The 15,645-nt window shown below is 69.9% G+C and carries 16 protein-coding genes; 11 read left to right on the top strand and 5 right to left on the bottom strand.

Annotated elements, in window-relative coordinates; genetic code table 11:
• Positions 1–246: 246 nt before the first annotated feature.
• The gene (locus OG718_RS36990) at positions 247–1,866 is read right to left on the bottom strand and encodes an MFS transporter (RefSeq protein ID WP_143631628.1); all 1,620 of its coding nucleotides are present in this window, start codon (positions 1,864–1,866) and stop codon (positions 247–249) included.
• Between the two features lie 166 nt (positions 1,867–2,032).
• Here OG718_RS36990 and OG718_RS36985 point away from each other — a divergent pair, with 166 nt between their 5' ends.
• The 3 genes from OG718_RS36985 to OG718_RS36975 all read left to right on the top strand — a co-directional run bounded on the left by OG718_RS36985 (position 2,033) and on the right by OG718_RS36975 (position 5,041).
• The gene (locus OG718_RS36985; protein WP_306940297.1) at positions 2,033–2,701 is read left to right on the top strand and encodes a TetR family transcriptional regulator; all 669 of its coding nucleotides are present in this window, start codon (positions 2,033–2,035) and stop codon (positions 2,699–2,701) included.
• A 173-nt stretch (positions 2,702–2,874) separates the two neighbouring features.
• Positions 2,875–4,098 carry an alpha/beta hydrolase gene (locus OG718_RS36980; protein WP_328846252.1) on the top strand — a complete coding sequence of 408 codons (1,224 nt, stop codon included), beginning with the start codon at positions 2,875–2,877 and terminating at the stop codon, positions 4,096–4,098.
• 58 nt (positions 4,099–4,156) lie between these two features.
• Positions 4,157–5,041, top strand: a complete 885-nt coding sequence (locus OG718_RS36975; protein WP_143632845.1) for a DUF4429 domain-containing protein — start codon at positions 4,157–4,159, stop codon at positions 5,039–5,041.
• A gap of 104 nt (positions 5,042–5,145) precedes the next feature.
• On the opposite strand, the gene OG718_RS36970 is transcribed toward OG718_RS36975, so the two are convergent.
• Together OG718_RS36970 and OG718_RS36965 are read right to left on the bottom strand one after the other, a co-directional pair.
• Positions 5,146–6,162: an aldo/keto reductase gene (locus tag OG718_RS36970; RefSeq protein WP_143631635.1), complete on the bottom strand. Its 1,017-nt coding sequence runs from the start codon at positions 6,160–6,162 to the stop codon at positions 5,146–5,148.
• A complete protein-coding gene (locus tag OG718_RS36965) occupies positions 6,159–6,623 on the bottom strand; it encodes a MerR family transcriptional regulator (RefSeq protein WP_143631637.1) in 465 nt (154 codons plus the stop codon). The genes OG718_RS36970 and OG718_RS36965 overlap by 4 nt, the downstream gene beginning before the upstream one ends.
• A 96-nt stretch (positions 6,624–6,719) precedes the next feature.
• On the opposite strand from OG718_RS36965, the gene OG718_RS36960 reads away from it, so the two are divergent.
• Both OG718_RS36960 and OG718_RS36955 read left to right on the top strand, forming a co-directional pair.
• Positions 6,720–7,190 carry a GNAT family N-acetyltransferase gene (locus tag OG718_RS36960; protein ID WP_143631641.1) on the top strand — a complete coding sequence of 157 codons (471 nt, stop codon included), beginning with the start codon at positions 6,720–6,722 and terminating at the stop codon, positions 7,188–7,190.
• Positions 7,191–7,287: 97 nt separating this feature from the next.
• Positions 7,288–8,139: a serine hydrolase domain-containing protein gene (locus OG718_RS36955; protein WP_328846251.1), complete on the top strand. Its 852-nt coding sequence runs from the start codon at positions 7,288–7,290 to the stop codon at positions 8,137–8,139.
• An 8-nt stretch (positions 8,140–8,147) separates the two neighbouring features.
• Here OG718_RS36955 and OG718_RS36950 read toward each other — a convergent pair whose 3' ends face one another.
• Positions 8,148–8,801, bottom strand: coding sequence for a pirin family protein (locus OG718_RS36950; RefSeq protein WP_143631646.1), 654 nt, complete (start codon positions 8,799–8,801; stop codon positions 8,148–8,150).
• A gap of 81 nt (positions 8,802–8,882) precedes the next feature.
• Here OG718_RS36950 and fasR point away from each other — a divergent pair, with 81 nt between their 5' ends.
• The 5 genes from fasR to OG718_RS36925 all read left to right on the top strand — a co-directional run bounded on the left by fasR (position 8,883) and on the right by OG718_RS36925 (position 13,845).
• Positions 8,883–10,088, top strand: coding sequence for a fatty acid biosynthesis transcriptional regulator FasR (gene fasR / locus OG718_RS36945; protein ID WP_055611755.1), 1,206 nt, complete (start codon positions 8,883–8,885; stop codon positions 10,086–10,088).
• Positions 10,089–10,177: 89 nt separating this feature from the next.
• Complete coding sequence (locus OG718_RS36940) at positions 10,178–11,113, top strand: ACP S-malonyltransferase (protein WP_328846250.1); 936 nt, start codon at positions 10,178–10,180, stop codon at positions 11,111–11,113.
• Positions 11,114–11,135: 22 nt separating this feature from the next.
• Positions 11,136–12,167, top strand: coding sequence for a ketoacyl-ACP synthase III (locus OG718_RS36935; protein ID WP_143631651.1), 1,032 nt, complete (start codon positions 11,136–11,138; stop codon positions 12,165–12,167).
• Between the two features lie 71 nt (positions 12,168–12,238).
• Positions 12,239–12,487, top strand: a complete 249-nt coding sequence (locus tag OG718_RS36930) for an acyl carrier protein (protein ID WP_055611752.1) — start codon at positions 12,239–12,241, stop codon at positions 12,485–12,487.
• Positions 12,488–12,573: 86 nt separating this feature from the next.
• Positions 12,574–13,845, top strand: a complete 1,272-nt coding sequence (locus tag OG718_RS36925; RefSeq protein WP_143631654.1) for a beta-ketoacyl-[acyl-carrier-protein] synthase family protein — start codon at positions 12,574–12,576, stop codon at positions 13,843–13,845.
• A gap of 162 nt (positions 13,846–14,007) precedes the next feature.
• On the opposite strand, the gene OG718_RS36920 is transcribed toward OG718_RS36925, so the two are convergent.
• Positions 14,008–14,502 carry a DUF3145 domain-containing protein gene (locus OG718_RS36920; RefSeq protein ID WP_143631657.1) on the bottom strand — a complete coding sequence of 165 codons (495 nt, stop codon included), beginning with the start codon at positions 14,500–14,502 and terminating at the stop codon, positions 14,008–14,010.
• Between the two features lie 197 nt (positions 14,503–14,699).
• Here OG718_RS36920 and OG718_RS36915 point away from each other — a divergent pair, with 197 nt between their 5' ends.
• On the top strand, positions 14,700–15,614 hold the full coding sequence (locus OG718_RS36915; RefSeq protein ID WP_143631659.1) for an SGNH/GDSL hydrolase family protein: 915 nt from the start codon (positions 14,700–14,702) through the stop codon (positions 15,612–15,614).
• The last annotated feature ends 31 nt before the right edge of the window (positions 15,615–15,645 follow it).

Genomic DNA, 15,645 nt, shown 5'->3' with positions numbered 1-15,645 from the left:
GTCCCTTCGGTTCAGACCCGTACTTTTTCTCCCCCGGCTTCCGTGGCGCGCTGCCCCCCTCCGGCAGCACGCCACGGCCTCACCGAACTGCCCGTTTCGTACGGATCAGTTGAGAGCACTCTGACCTGCGACACGACCGATATGAAAGTCATACGGAACGGCGTCACCCTGATAGGCGAAAGCCCCGCCGAGTGAACTCGGCGGGGCCGGGCCGGAGATGACCGGCAGAGGTGAGCGACGGGCGGACTAGATGTGTCCGACTCCCGCGCCCGCTTCCGCGTTGGCGCCCCGCTTGGTGAGGAAGGCGACGAAGATCGCCACGAAGGCGACACCGGCCGCGACGAGGCTCGCCAGGCTCATGCCGGAGATGAACGTGTCGTGCGCGACGCCCGTGATCTTCTCGGCGAGCTCGGGCGGCGTGCCCGGTGCCACCGGCGCTGCGCCGACCTGGACCGCCTCCTTGGCCTGGTCGAGCTGGACCGGGGTGAGCTGCGGAAGGCCCGCGCCCGCCCAGTTGCCCGCGAGGTCGCCGTCGACCTTGGAGGCCATCACGGCACCCAGGACCGCCGTACCGAGGCTGCCGCCGATCTGCATCGCGGCCTGCTGGAGACCGCCGGCGACACCGGAGAGCTCCATCGGCGCGTTGCCCACGATGACCTCCGTGGCACCGACCATGACCGGCGCGAGGCCGAGACCGAGGAGCGCGAACCAGATCGACATGAGCCCGCTGCTCGTGTCCGTCTCCAGCGTCGACACACCGAACATGGCGATGGCCGTGAGCGCCATGCCGCCCGCGAGCGGTATGCGCGGTCCCGTCTTGGTGATCATCGCGCCTGCCAGGGGCGATCCGACGATCATCATGCCGGTGAGCGGCAGCAGGTGCAGACCCGCGTCGATCGGGCTCATCCCGTGCACGTTCTGCAGGTAGAAGGTGACGAAGAACAGGCCGCCCATGAAGGCGATCGCCATGAGCACCATCAGGACCACACCGGCCGACAGCGCCACCGAGCGGAAGAGCCCGAGCGGGATGAGCGGCTCGGCGACCCGGTTCTCCCAGTACGCGAACAGACCGAAGCCGATCACCGAGATGGCCAGGAACGACCACGTCATTGCGTCGCCCCAGCCCCACTCCGGAGCCTTGATGAGCGCCCAGACCAGGCAGAACATGGCGCCGGACAGCAGGCCGATACCGGGGAGGTCGAACGAGCGCGGCGCGTTCTCCGCGCGGTGGTCGGTGAGGATCACCACGCCGAGGACGACCGCGATGATGCCGACCGGCACGTTGATGAAGAAGACGGACTGCCAGCTGACGTGCTCGACGAGCACACCGCCGAGGATCGGGCCGCCGGCGGTGGAGGCGCCGATGACCATGCCCCAGATGCCGATCGCCATGTTCAGCTTCTCGGCCGGGAAGGTGGCGCGCAGCAGACCGAGCGCGGCCGGCATCAGCAGTGCGCCGAACAGGCCCTGGAGCACTCGGAAGACGACCACGAAGGCGATGCTGTCGGAGAGGCCGATGGCTCCCGAGGCCGCCGCGAAGCCGACCACGCCTATCAGGAAGGTCTGCCGGTGGCCGAACCGGTCGCCGAGCTTGCCGGCCGTGATCAGCGTGACGGCGAGCGCGAGGAAGTAGCCGTTGGTGATCCACTGAACGTCCGCGAAGCTGGCGTTCAGGTCCTTCTGGATGGCCGGGTTGGCGATGGCCACGATGGTGCCGTCCAGGGCCACCATCATCACGCCCACGGCCACGGTGAACAGGGTGTACCAAGGGTGGCCGCGCAGCCCCTTGCCCGGGGTGGGACCGGAGGCGGCGGGCGGGGCCTTGTCGGCCGGGCCGGTCGTGTCGACGGTGGTCTGACTAGTCATGCATCGAGGCTAATGACAGCCACTGACAGTTGACAAACCGATTCACAAGTCGGTAACTGTCACGTCACTCACGGATAGGCTGACCTGGGCGGAACGGACACCTGCGGCGCGCCGGAGGGACAGAATCGGCCCGCAGAAGCAGAAGACGGGAACGGGAAGAGGTTCCATGGACACGGCGTCACGGCCGGGGCTGCGCGAGCTCAAGAAGCAACGCACCCGGGACGCCCTGGTGCGGGCCGCCCTGGAACTGTTCACGACCCAGGGGTACGAGCGGACGACCGTCGACGAGATCGTCGAGGCCGTCGACGTCTCGCAGCGCACGTTCTTCCGGTACTTCGCGGGCAAGGAGGACGCCGCCTTCGCCGTCCAGGAGATGGCCGAGTCGCATTTCGTCGAGGCGGTGCGCGGACGCCCTTCCGACGAGGCCCCGTTGGAGGCGCTGCGCCGGGCCGTCATGGCGAGCTGGGACACCATCGGTGAGGCCATCGAGGCCGTCATCCCGCTCGAACTGCACATGCGCGCCTTCCAGTTGATCGAGTCGACGCCCGCACTGCTCGCCGCCCACCTGCGCCGCCAGGAAGGGCTGGAGGAGGAACTCGCGCGAGTGATCGCTGAGCGTGAGGGCCTCGACGTGGACACCGACCCTCGACCCCGCGTGGCCATGGCCGTTTTCGGCGGGGTGATGCGACTGACGGGCCGGCTCTGGGGCGCGGGCGAGGACTTCAGCGTGGCGGCGATGCGTGAGCTGACCGCCTCGTATCTCGACCAGGTGGGGCCCGCGTTGGCGGAGAACTGGCATACGGGCGGCGGGAACGACCGTACGGACACTGAGTGACGACAGGCGCACACAGGGTCGAACTCCGCCGACGACAGGGCAGGTAACGCACCTACACAGGGTGACCGCACGACTCAATATGCGCCCGGTTTTACCCAATTACCCCTCATGAAACGTGATCCGTCTCACTCGGTTAACGCGAGACACTCTCGTTCTCCTAGTGTGTCCTTTCAGTGACTTCCTTCGACTCCACCCCCCAACTGAACGTCTGGCGCATGCTGCTCGCGCTGGCCGTGGTGTTCGTGATGCTCGCGACCACCGGCTGGACAGCAGTGCGCAACCACCGGGGAGCGACCACACCGCTCGCGGCGTCGCTGTCCGCCTGGGAACGCGGTCACATAGGCGGACATCGGCTGCCCGACCCGGACGAGACGACGCCCGCCCGGCTGGCCCACTTCTTCGCCTCGCTCGACGCGCGGCAGCGGGCCCGGCTCGCCGCCCGCTATCCGCTGGCGGTCGGCAACATGAACGGGGCGCCGGTACAGCTCCGCTACCGCGCCAACCACATCGCCCTCGGCCAGGCGCGCAAGGTCGAGCTCAAACGCATGCACGACGACCGGCTCTCACCGACCGGACAGCACGAGGCCGGCCGCCGGATGCATCGGTACGAGGACCTGATGAGCGGCGAGCGCCGCGTTCTCGCCTTCGACCCGAATGGTTCGGGCCGGGTCGCGGAGGTCTTCGGAGACCTGGACAAGGCCGAGCGGGTCTCGGTCGTGGTCCCCGGCGTCGACACCAACCTCCTGACCTTCCAGCGCACCAACCGGACGTACTCGGCGCCCGTCGGCATGGCGAAGTCGCTCCACAGCGCCGAGCGGGCCGCGAGCCCCGAGACTCGTACGGCCGTCATCGCCTGGGCCGACTACACGGCGCCCAGCGGGCTCGGCATGGACGCGGCCACCGGAATTCGCGCCGAGGAGGGCGCGGTCCGGCTCAACGCCCTCGTCCGGGCCCTGCCCGGACGCTCCGGCGTGGCCCTGTACTGCCACAGCTACGGCTCCGTCGTCTGCGGCGTCGCCGCGCACTCGCTGCCCTCCCGGGTCTCCGACATAGCGGTGGCGGGCAGCCCCGGTATGCGGGTCGAGAAGGCCGCGCAGCTGCACACCTCCGCACGGGTGTGGGCCGTACGGGACTCCGACGACTGGATCGAGGACGTACCGCATCTGGAGGTCGGCGGGCTCGGTCACGGGGCCGATCCGATGTCCTCGGACTTCGGCGCACGGGTGCTGTCGGCTCGGGGCGCCCAGGGACACACGGGCTATTTCGTGCCCGGCACCGACAGCCTGCGGAACTTCGCCGAGATCGGGATTGGCGCGTACCGCGCGGTGCGCTGCGCCCGCGAGGATGACGTGTGCCGGGAGGGTTTGTCCGACACGGCTGAAGTCGGACGCGCGTAGAGAACGAAGAAAGTGCGGTCTGCTCAGGGAGGGGACTACAAAGCGCATGCCGCATACGATGGCCCGCATGGGTGACGTACTGGCCGGATTTCATGCCGCCTGGGAGTTCGAGTCGGACTCCGTGCTCATCCGCTTCGAACGGGGGATCCGCACGCCGAAGCTGTTCCAGGCGCTCGGTGAGCGCCGCATCCCGCTCGACGCGATCGCGGCGGTGACGCTGACGCCCGGCAAGCGCGGAACGGTCGTCCTGCGCGCCGAGCCGAGACCTGGAGCGGATCCGCTCATGGAGGCGGCGGCGGGACAGCTCAAGGAGGGGTCCGACCCCTATCGCCTCGTGCTGCCCGCCGAGCGGGAGACGCTCGCCGAGTACTACGCGGACGAACTGCGGGCGCTGCTCGCGACCAATGACCCGGGTCCGGCCGAGCGGTACCTGGTGCGGCCGCCCGAGACGCCGCTGCAGTTCAAGGCGTACGACGGGAAGGCTTCCTTCGACGGGAAGTCCGTGCACTTCCGGTGGTTCTGGACGGGGGCGTCCTCCGCCAAGTGGAAGGCCGGCGACCAGAGTTTCGCCGTGGCCGACCTGTGTGGTGTCGAGTGGCGCTCGCCCGAGGTCTTCGAGGGGCATCTGCGGCTGCTGCGCCGTGACGCGGGGGTTTCGCAGCCGGCTCAGGCGGATCAGGATCCGGCCGCCGTCGTTTTCGGGCTGGGGTACGGGCCGGTTCATGAGTCGTTGCCGTTCGCGGCGTCGGTGCTTGCGGCGGTTCGGACGGGTGGGTCTTCGGCCCTGCCTGAAAGTCCGGGGACGGATACGGGGGCAGGGGCGCGGCGGGATCCGGCCGACATCGCCGACCGGATCCGGCATCTTGGGGAGCTTCATGAGGCCGGACTCGTCACGGATGAGGAGTTCTCCGTGAAGAAGGCCGAGTTGTTGGCCGAGCTTTGAGGGGCTGCGGGGAATCCGTCGGCTGCGGGCCCGTCGTGGCTGGTCGCGCAGTTCCCCGCGCCCCTTACGGGGCACAGCCTCTCGCCCCTCCTTCAGGAGCCGGGCTACTCGCGGCCCGCCGACGCGAACGTCATGTCTGCGTAGCGGGTGCCTGATACCTGGGGAGCGATCGCGTTCAGGACGCCCAGGTCGGCCTCCGTCAGGACGATGCGTGATGCCGCCGTGTTCTCCTCGATCCGGGTGCGCCTGCGGGTGCCCGGGATGGGGATGACCGGGAGGTCGTGGACGGACGCCTGCTGGTGAACCCAGGCCAGGGCGATCTGGCCCGCGGAGGCGTCGTGGGCCTTCGCCACCGCCCGGATCGGCTCCAGGAGGGCCGCGTTCGCCGCCGCGTTGTCGCCGGTGAAGCGGGGCTGCTGGCGGCGGAAGTCGCCGGCGGTGAGCTCCGTGTCGGCGTTCGTGAAGGAGCCGGTGAGGAAGCCCCGGCCGAGCGGGGAGTACGGCACCAGGGTCACGCCCAGTTCGCGGGCCGCCGGGACCACGCCCGCCTCGATGTCCCTGCTGAACAGCGACCACTCCGACTGGACGGCCGCGATCGGGTGCACCGCCTGCGCGGCACGGAGTTCGCCGCCCGTGACCTCGCTGAGGCCGAGCTGCTTGACCTTGCCCTCGCGGACCAGCTCGGCCATGGCGCCGACGGTCTCCTCGATGGGGACGTTCACGTCACGGCGGTGCATGTAGTAGAGGTCGATCACATCGACGCCCAGCCGCTTGAGACTCGCCTCCACGGCCTGCCGGATGTACGGCCGGTCGTTGCGGATGATCCGCTTCGTCGGCTCGTCCGGCGGGATCGTCATGGCGAACTTGGTCGCGATGACGACCTCGTCGCGGTGCGCCCGGAAGAACGGCGACAGGAACTCCTCGTTCTCCCCCTGGCCGTACGCGTCCGCCGTGTCGTACAGCGTCACGCCCAGTTCCAGCGCGCGCTCCAGCGTGGCCCGTGCCTCCTCGGCGTCCGTCGGGCCGTACGCGAAGCTCATGCCCATGCAGCCGAGGCCCTGCACTCCTACCTCGGGGCCGCCCGTACCGAGCTGTGCCTTCGCGATCCTGCTGTCCGTCATCGGGACCTCTCCGACGCCAGGGCCCGCCCGGCGTCCGCATAGAAATTGATCTTCCGGTCGAGCACCGCGAGGGTGTCCTGGAGCTCGGCGATCCGCGCCCGGACGTCCCGGCGGGTGGCTTCGAGCAGCTCGAAGCGGTCGGCGTACGTGTGATCGCCCTCGCGCACCATCTCCGCGTACCGCACCATCCCGGCGACCGGCATCCCGGTCAGCCGCAGCTTGCCGACGAGGTCGAGCCAGTCGAGGTCGCGGTTGCTGTAGCGGCGCTGGCCGGTGTGCGAGCGGTCGATGTGGGGCATCAGCCCGATCCGCTCGTACCAGCGGAGGGTGTGCGCCGTCAGGCCGGTGAAGGCGACGACCTCGCTGATCGTGTACTGGTCCTCGCCGTCCGGACGCCGGGCCGCGTGCGGCGGGCCGGCACAGGTGTCGTTCCTGGTGTCCGTGGTCTCCATCACCGTCATGGCCTCAACGCTAAAACCTTGGAGTGCACTCCAAGCAAGCGGATTCGGATGAAATTCCGACGACATCGGCCTGGGTCCGTGGCTACCGTGCCGATCATGAGTCTTGTACGTCGTGCCGTGCCCGAGGACGCCGAGGAACTGCTCCGACTGCGGCAGGTGATGATCGACTCCATGGCCGGGGCGGACACTTCCACCGACTGGCATGCCGAGTCCCTGACCACCGTACGGGGGCGGCTGGCCGATCCCGACGGGGGTTTCGCGGCCTTCGTCGTCGATCACCCCGAGCGGGTGGGGGCGCTGGGGGCGCTTGTCGCGGGGACCGTGGAGTACCGGATCGGGCGGGCCGGGAATCCGCACGGGCGGATCGGTTACGTGTTCAGTGTGGCGACCGATCCCGAGGTGCGGCGGCGGGGGTATGCGCGGGCCTGTATGGAGGCGTTGGTGGCGTGGTTCAGGGAGCGGGGAGTCGGTCAGATCGATCTGACCGCCTCGGTGGAGGCTGCGCCGCTGTATGCGTCCATGGGGTTTGTGCGTACGCCTGATCCTTTGATGCGGCTTCGGTTTTGAGCTGCGGGCCCGGTGGGGGCTTGTCGCGCAGTTCCCCGCGCCCCTAAGGGGGCGCTGCCCTGAACCGGGGTATCACCGTGGCCGTAGGCTCTTGGGCATGTCTTTGGAGAGTCTTGCGCTGATTGAAGAGTGGCCCGTTCCTACCGTGGCTGCCGCCGTTGTGCGGTCGGACGGTGTCGTTCTCGGGACCCGCGGCCCCGTCACCCAGCCGTTCGCGCTTGCCTCTGTCACCAAGCCCCTCGCCGCCTATGCCGCCCTCGTCGCGTACGAGGAGGGGGCCGTCGAGCTGGACGAGCCCGCCGGGCCCGAGGGGTCGACCGTGCGGCATCTGCTCGCGCACACCAGTGGGCTGGCGTTCGACGAGCACCGGGTGACGGCGGCGCCTGGGCTGCGGCGGCTGTACTCCAACGCCGGGTTCGAGCAGTTGGGGGATCACATCGCCAAGGCAACGGAGATTCCCTTCGGTGAGTATCTGAAGCAGGCGGTCCTCGAACCGCTCGGCATGACGTCGACGGCCCTCGACGGCTCGCCCGCGAAGGACGGGGTCTCGACCGTCGACGATCTGGTGCGGTTCGCCGCCGAGGTGCAGGCGCCACGGCTGCTCGACCCGCGGACCGTCGCCGAGGCGATGACCGTGCAGTACCCGGGGACGAAGGGCGTCCTGCCGGGGTACGGGCACCAGAACCCCAACGACTGGGGCCTCGGCTTCGAGATCCGGGACTCCAAGTCGCCCCACTGGACGGGCGGTTCGTCCTCGCCGCGGACCTTCGGACACTTCGGCCAGTCCGGCACGTTCCTGTGGATCGACCCGGACGCCCGATGGGCGGGCGGGAAGGGCACGGGGGCGGCCTGCGTGGCGCTGACGGACCGGGCGTTCGGGCCGTGGGCCGTCGAGGTGTGGCCCGCCTTCACCGACGCGGTGCTGGCCGAACTCTCCGGCGCCCGGTAAGAGGCTCCCTACGCCATCTCCCAGAACAGCAGCTCCGCCCCGTCCCGGGCCACCGCCTCCAGGTCCTTCGCGTCCGTGATGCGGGCCGCGTCCCCGGGGCTCAACACCCAGCTGTCCAGCAGGACTTCGCCGCGTACGACATGCGCGTACACGAAGGGCGCGTCCGGGACGGCGGTGCGCTCCCCCGGCGCCAGGCGGCGTACGTGGAGCATCGCGGCCGCCTCCGGGACGGCGTACGGGGTGGAGTCGGCGATGCCGTGGACGACCTCGTACGCGGGGTCGCCGCCCGGCTCAAGGGGGGCGAGCCACATCTGGACGAAGAGCAGTGGTGTGTCGCCGTCGTTGCGTTCGACGTGCCGGACCCCGCCCGCCGAACTGAGGCGCTGCACGTCACCGGGGCGTACGACCGATTCGTGGCCAACCGTGTCGCGGTGGGTCAGTTCGCCCTCGACGACCCAGGTGACGATCTCGGTGTGGCTGTGCGGGTGCTCGTCGAAGCCGGCGCCGGGCGCGAGGTGCTCCTCGTTGCAGGCGATGACCGCGCCGAAGCGGAGGTTGTCCGGGTCGTAGTGCGGGCCGAAGGAGAAGGCGTGCAGGGACTCGATCCCGGCCGCCGGGTCGCCTCCGCGGTAGCGCTCGTCGGCGCGCCGTACGTCCATCACGGACCCCACCGTAGACCCGTCGGCCGGGCCGTCCGAGACCCTCCGCCGCATACTCCCGTCCTGATAAGGCAGTCTTGTCCCGTGCCCGAACCCGAATCCAGCAACACCGAACGCGCCGCCCGCGCCGCCCATGCGCACGCCGCGACCCTGAAGCGGCTGGAGAAGTCGTCCGGCAGTCTCGCCGCACAGGCCATCGCGCGCATGGACGAGACGCTGCCGTGGTACCGGGCGATGTCCCCGGAGAACAGGTCGTGGATCGGTCTCGTCGCCCAGGCCGGTATCGCCGCGTTCAAGGAGTGGTTCCGGCATCCGGACGCTCCCCAGGCGATCTCCACGGACGTCTTCGGCACCGCGCCGCGCGAACTGACCAGGGCGATCACCCTGCGCCAGACCGTCGAGATGGTGCGGACGACGATCGAGGTCATGGAGAGCGCCATCGACGAGGTCGCCGCTCCCGGCGACGAGTCCGTGCTCCGCGAGGCGCTGCTCGTGTACGCGCGGGAGATCGCCTTCGCCACCGCCCAGGTGTACGCGCAGGCCGCCGAGGCGCGCGGTGCCTGGGACGCCCGGCTGGAGTCGCTGGTCGTGAACGCCGTCCTCTCCGGGGAGGCCGACGAAGGGGCGGTGTCCCGTGCCGCGGCGCTCGGCTGGAACTCGCCCGAGCATGTGTGCGTGGTGCTGGGCACGGCGCCCGACGGTGACAGTGAGCTGACGGTGGAGGCCATCCGGCGGGCCGCCCGGCACGCCAAGCTCCAGGTGCTGACCGGGGTGCTCGGGGACCGGCTGGTCGTCATCGCAGGTGGGAGCGACAACCCGCTCGCTGTCGCCAAGTCCCTGATCGGGCCGTACGCCGCGGGCCCCGTGGTGGCCGGTCCCGTCGTACCCGACCTGCTCGCCGCGACCCGCTCCGCGCAGGCCGCGGCCGCCGGCCTCAAGGCGTGTTTCGCCTGGCAGGACGCCCCTCGGCCGGTTCTGGCGGACGATCTGCTGCCGGAGCGCGCGATCGCCTCGGATCCCTCTGCTCGTGAACAGTTGGTGGAGGAGATCTACAGACCACTGGAGGAGGCCGGGTCCGCTCTCCTGGAGACACTGAGCGTCTATCTCGAACAGGCGAGCAGTCTCGAAGGGGCGGCCCGGATGCTCTTCGTGCACCCCAACACCGTGCGCTACCGGCTTCGACGTGTGACTGACGTCACCGGCTGGTCGCCTTCGGATGTACGTTCGGCGTTCACGCTGCGGATCGCGCTGATCCTGGGGCGTCTGGCCGATGGAGATCCCCAGCTCTAGGCTTTTGTCGGGGACCTACAATTCCCCCTCCTGTTCTTCGTCCCTGTCCCCACGGGCGGCCGTGCCCGTCCACAAGAGAGAGTGTGAGAGTGCTCGTACTCGTCGCTCCCGGCCAGGGCGCCCAGACGCCCGGCTTCCTGACTCCCTGGCTCGACCTCCCCGGTGTCCGCGGTGCCCTTGAAGCGTGGTCCGACGCCGTGGAGCTCGACCTGATCCGTTACGGCACCGAGGGGGACGCGGAGGAGATCCGTGACACCGCGGTGGCGCAGCCGCTGCTGGTCGCGGCCGGGCTGACCTCCGCGTACACACTCTTCGACGACCCGGCCGAGCTGCCGCGCAAGGTCGGCGCCGTCGCCGGACACAGCGTGGGCGAGCTGACCGCCGCCGCGCTCGCCGGGGTACTCCCGGACGAGGCCGCCGTCCGCCTCGTCCGCGTCCGCGGGCTGGCCATGGCGGAGGCGACCGCCGCCGCCGCCACCGGAATGTCGGCGCTGCTCGGCGGCGACCCGGAAGTGACGATCCCGCACCTGGAGAAGCTCGGTCTGACCCCGGCGAACGTGAACGGCGCGGGCCAGGTCGTGGCCGCCGGCACGCTGGAGGAGCTGGCCGCCCTGGAGGCCGACAAGCCCGAGGGCGTACGCCGCGTGGTGGCCCTCAAGGTCGCGGGCGCGTTCCACACGCACCACATGGCCCCGGCTGTCGACACCCTCGCCCGCGCCGCGGCCGAGCTGTCGCCTGCCGACCCGAAGCTCACGTACGTGTCCAACAAGGACGGGCAGGCCGTCGACGCCGGCTCGGAGGTCCTGGCCCGGCTGGTCGGCCAGGTCGCCAACCCGGTCCGCTGGGACCTGTGCATGGAGACCTTCAAGGAACTCGGCGTGACCGCGCTCCTCGAGGTGTGCCCCGGCGGCACCCTGACCGGTCTCGCCAAGCGCGCGCTGCCCGGCGTGAAGACGCTGGCGCTGAAGACACCCGACGACCTGGACGCGGCTCGCGAGCTCATCGCCGAGCACGCCTCCGCCTGAGCGCGTAAGGAGCCGACAGAGCATGTCGAAGATCAAGCCCAGCAAGGGCGCCCCGTACGCGCGCATCCTCGGTGTCGGCGGCTACCGCCCGGTCCGTGTCGTGCCGAACGAGGTGATCCTCGAGACGATCGACTCGTCCGACGAGTGGATCCGCTCGCGCTCCGGCATCGAGACCCGGCACTGGGCGAACGACGAGGAGACCGTCGCCGCCATGTCGATCGAGGCGTCCGGCAAGGCGATCGCCGACGCCGGGATCAGCGCCGAGCAGATCGGCGCCGTCGTCGTCTCGACCGTCTCGCACTTCAGCCAGACCCCTGCCGTCGCCACCGAGATCGCCGACAAGCTCGGCACGGCGAAGGCCGCGGCCTTCGACATCTCGGCGGGCTGCGCCGGCTTCGGCTACGGACTGACCCTCGCCAAGGGCATGGTCGTGGAAGGTTCCGCCGAGTACGTACTTGTCATCGGCGTCGAGCGGCTCTCCGACCTGACCGACCTGGAGGACCGCGCGACGGCCTTCCTGTTCGGTGACGGCGCGGGCGCGGTCGTCGTGGGCCCCTCCCAGGAACCGCACATCGGCCCGACCGTCTGGGGTTCCGAGGGCGACAAGTCCAACACGATCAAGCAGACCATCCCCTGGGACCGTTTCCGGATCGGGGACGTGTCCGAGCTGCCCCTGGACTCCAAGGGCGAGATCAAGTTTCCCGCGATCACGCAGGAAGGCCAGGCGGTGTTCCGCTGGGCCGTGTTCGAGATGGCGAAGGTCGCCAAGGAGGCGCTGGACGCCGCCGGACTCACTGCGGACGACTTGGACGTCTTCATTCCCCACCAGGCCAACGAGCGGATCATCGACTCGATGGTGAAGACTCTCAAGCTGCCGGAACACGTCACGGTCGCCCGTGACGTGCGCACCACCGGTAACACCTCGGCCGCCTCGATTCCGCTCGCGATGGAGCGGCTCCTGGCGACCGGCGAGGCGAAGAGCGGCGACACCGCGCTCGTCATCGGCTTCGGGGCGGGTCTCGTATACGCCGCGACGGTCGTTACCCTCCCCTAGGCACACCGCCCGGATCCTTCCGGGCGGGAGTACCGCCACACCCTCTGGATACACAAGAAGGAGCGCCTGACATGGCCGCCACTCAGGAAGAGATCGTCGCCGGTCTCGCCGACATCGTGAACGAGATCGCCGGCATCCCGGTCGAGGACGTCCAGCTGGAGAAGTCCTTCACCGACGACCTGGACGTCGACTCGCTGTCCATGGTCGAGGTCGTCGTCGCCGCCGAAGAGCGCTTCGACGTCAAGATCCCGGACGACGACGTCAAGAACCTCAAGACGGTCGGCGACGCGACCGAGTACATCCTCAAGCACCAGGGCTGAGCCCACCCTCACCCCCGGACGCTGCTAGCCCCGCCACCCGGCGGTGGCGCCGCTGAATCCTCGTATCCGTTGGAGAAAGAATTCCCGTGAGCCCGACCAATCGCACCGTGGTCGTCACCGGTATCGGCGCAACCACACCGCTGGGTGGCGACGCAGCCTCGACCTGGGAGGGCCTGGTCGCCGGACGTTCCGGTGTCGGCCCTCTGGAGCAGGACTGGGCCGCCGACCAGGCGGTCCGTATCGCGGCGCAGATCGCCGTGGAGCCGGGCGAGGTCATTCCGCGCCCGCAGGCCCGCCGCCTCGACCGCTCGGCGCAGTTCGCGCTGATCGCGGCCAAGGAGGCCTGGGCGGACGCCGGTTACACCGACAAGGCGGGCGAGGACGCGGCGGTCGACCCCGACCGTCTGGGCGCGGTCATCGCCTCCGGCATCGGTGGCGTCACGACCCTGCTCGACCAGTACGACGTGCTGAAGGAGAAGGGCGTACGCCGCGTCTCCCCGCACACCGTCCCCATGCTGATGCCGAACGGCCCCTCGGCCAACGTGGGTCTGCTCGTCGGCGCGCGCGCCGGTGTGCACACCCCGGTCTCCGCCTGCGCGTCGGGCGCCGAGGCCATCGGCTACGCCATCGAGATGATCCGCACCGGCCGCGCCGACGTCGTCGTCGCCGGTGGTACGGAGGCGGCGATCCACCCGCTGCCCATCGCCGCCTTCGGCAACATGATGGCGATGTCCAAGAACAACGACGACCCGCAGGGCGCCTCTCGTCCCTACGACCTCGGCCGGGACGGCTTCGTTCTCGGCGAGGGCGCCGGCGTCATCGTCCTGGAGTCGGCCGAGCACGCCGCCAAGCGCGGTGCCCGCGTGTACGCGGAGGCGGTCGGCCAGGGCATCTCGGCCGACGGCCACGACATCGTGCAGCCGGAGCCCGAAGGGCGGGGCATCGCCCACGCCCTGCAGAACCTGCTCGACAACACCGACCTGAACCCGGCGGAGATCGTGCACGTCAACGCGCACGCGACCTCCACGCCGGCCGGTGACGTGGCCGAGCTGAAGGCGCTGCGCAAGGTCTTCGGCGACGACGCCGACCACTTCGCGGTCTCCGGTACGAAGTCCATGACCGGGCATCTGCTCGGCGGGGCCGGTGGTGTGGAGTCCGTGGCCACGGTGCTGGCGCTCTACAACCGGATCGCGCCGCCGACCATCAATGTCGAGAACCTCGACCCCGAGGCCGAGGCGACCGCGGACATCGTTCGTGGTGAGGCTCGGAAGCTGCCCGTCGAGGGGCGGATCGCCGCGCTCAACGACTCGTTCGGCTTTGGTGGGCACAACGTGGTTCTGGCGTTCCGTACGGTCTGATTTCAGCCGTTTTTGTGCTTACGGTGAGTGGCCCGGGCTCCTCCTTGAGGAACCCGGGCCACTTGTCGTTCGTTGAATGTCGGCTGCCCGCCGGTGGGGGCTTGTCGCGCCGTTCCCCGCGCCCCTGAAGAGGCGCGCGCCCATCCGCAGGGGACTTGGCCGTCAGACCACCTGGTGGAGCCAGCGGACGGGTGCACCCTCGCCCGCGTAGCGGAAGGGCTCCAGTTCGTCGTCCCAGGGCTTGCCGAGGAGCTTGGTGAGTTCTGACTCCAGTTGCGTCTCGCCCTGCTGGGAGCGGGAGAGGGCGGCGCGCAGGCGGTCCTCGGGGATCAGGATGTCGCCGTGGATGCCCGTCACGGCGTGGAAGATGCCCAGCTCAGGGGTGCAGCTGTAGCGCTCTCCCTCGGCGGTGGCGCACGGTTCGGCGGTGACCTCGAAGCGCAGCATCTGCCAGCCGCGCAGCGCCGAGGCGAGCTTGGAGGCCGTGCCGACCTCGCCCTTCCAGGAGAACTCGGATCTCCAGGTGCCGGGGGACGCGGGCTGCCGGATCCAGTCGAGGCTGACTCGCGTGCCGAGCACACCCGCGACTGCCCATTCGACGTGCGGGCACAGCGCACGCGGCGCGGAGTGCACGTAGAGAACTCCACGTGTCGTCACTGGGACCTCCGGACAGAGCGGGCATCTTGTACTTTGGCGGAACGTCAGTGGCTGGGCAGCCACGTGGCGAGGCTACCGTGCGGCGGCGCAAGGAGTGTGACGTACCGTCGGTCCCAGCGCCCGGAAACACGGAGGTTTCACCCAGGGGGACGCTCCTGGGCGGGCCGCCGTTGCGTGATGAGCGAGGGGAACTGGGGATGCGGAAGCGTGGTCACGGTTCACGGGGTGTCGCCGCGGCCGCGGTGGCGGCCCTGCTGGGTGTCGCGGGACTGGCCGGATGCGACGCCAGTGGCGGAAACTCCCCCGGGCCATCGGGCACCTCCGCGCGGGCCGCGAAACCGTCGCCCAAGCCCACGCCCGCCTGGGACAGCAGCCCGGGTTCGCTGGCCGCGGTCGGCGACTCCATCACCCGCGGCTTCGACGCCTGCTCGGTGCTGACCGACTGCCCGGAGGTCTCCTGGGCGACCGGCACCGACACGAAGGTGAACAGCCTCGCGGTACGTCTCCTCGGCGCGGCCGGTGCCGCGCAGCGCAGCTGGAACTACGCGGAGACCGGCTCCCGCATGGCCGATCTGCCCGGCCAGATGGCGCAGGCCGCGACGAAGAAGCCCGAGCTGGTCACGGTCATGGCCGGCGCGAACGACGCCTGCCGCTCGTCGGTGTCCGCGATGACCTCGGTGGCGGAGTTCCGCTCCCAGTTCCAGGACGCGCTGACCACGCTGCGGGAGGCGCTGCCGAAGACGCAGGTGTACGTGTCCAGCGTGCCCGATCTGAAGCGGTTGTGGTCGGAGGGGCGGACCAACCAGCTGAGCAAGCAGATCTGGAAGCTCGGTATCTGCCCGTCGATGCTCGGTGACGCCGACGCGTTGGACTCGGCCGCGACGTTGCGCCGGGACACCGTGCAGGATCGTGTGGAGTCGTACAACTCGGTGCTGCGGGAAGTGTGCGCGAAGGACGACCGGTGCCGGTTCGATGGTGGGGCGGTGTTCGAGTACCGGTTCGGCACGAAGCAGTTGAGTCACTGGGACTGGTTCCATCCCAGCAAGAACGGGCAGGCCCGGCTTGCGGAGATGGCGTACGCGGCTGTGACTTCGCGTACGCCTCCGGCGTGAGGGGTGGTCTGGCGTTGTGGGGACCGTGCGG

The sequence above is a fragment of the Streptomyces sp. NBC_00258 genome (assembly GCF_036182465.1).
Classification (GTDB): Bacteria; Actinomycetota; Actinomycetes; order Streptomycetales; family Streptomycetaceae; genus Streptomyces.
Note: the sequence above shows the minus strand (reverse complement) of the source record. Positions and strands in the feature narration are given on the sequence as shown.

Bases quoted from the DNA above. Each gene is read 5' to 3' on its own strand.
- OG718_RS36975 (WP_143632845.1), top strand. From the start codon at position 4,157: ATGGCCCGCATGGGTGACGTACTGGCCGGATTTCATGCCGCCTGGGAG.
- OG718_RS36915 (WP_143631659.1), top strand. From the start codon at position 14,700: ATGCGGAAGCGTGGTCACGGTTCACGGGGTGTCGCCGCGGCCGCGGTG.
- OG718_RS36935 (WP_143631651.1), top strand. From the start codon at position 11,136: ATGTCGAAGATCAAGCCCAGCAAGGGCGCCCCGTACGCGCGCATCCTC.
- OG718_RS36955 (WP_328846251.1), top strand. From the start codon at position 7,288: ATGTCTTTGGAGAGTCTTGCGCTGATTGAAGAGTGGCCCGTTCCTACC.
- OG718_RS36970 (WP_143631635.1), bottom strand. From the start codon at position 6,162: ATGACGGACAGCAGGATCGCGAAGGCACAGCTCGGTACGGGCGGCCCC.
- OG718_RS36990 (WP_143631628.1), bottom strand. From the start codon at position 1,866: ATGACTAGTCAGACCACCGTCGACACGACCGGCCCGGCCGACAAGGCC.
- OG718_RS36985 (WP_306940297.1), top strand. From the start codon at position 2,033: ATGGACACGGCGTCACGGCCGGGGCTGCGCGAGCTCAAGAAGCAACGC.
- OG718_RS36960 (WP_143631641.1), top strand. From the start codon at position 6,720: ATGAGTCTTGTACGTCGTGCCGTGCCCGAGGACGCCGAGGAACTGCTC.
- OG718_RS36930 (WP_055611752.1), top strand. From the start codon at position 12,239: ATGGCCGCCACTCAGGAAGAGATCGTCGCCGGTCTCGCCGACATCGTG.
- OG718_RS36965 (WP_143631637.1), bottom strand. From the start codon at position 6,623: ATGACGGTGATGGAGACCACGGACACCAGGAACGACACCTGTGCCGGC.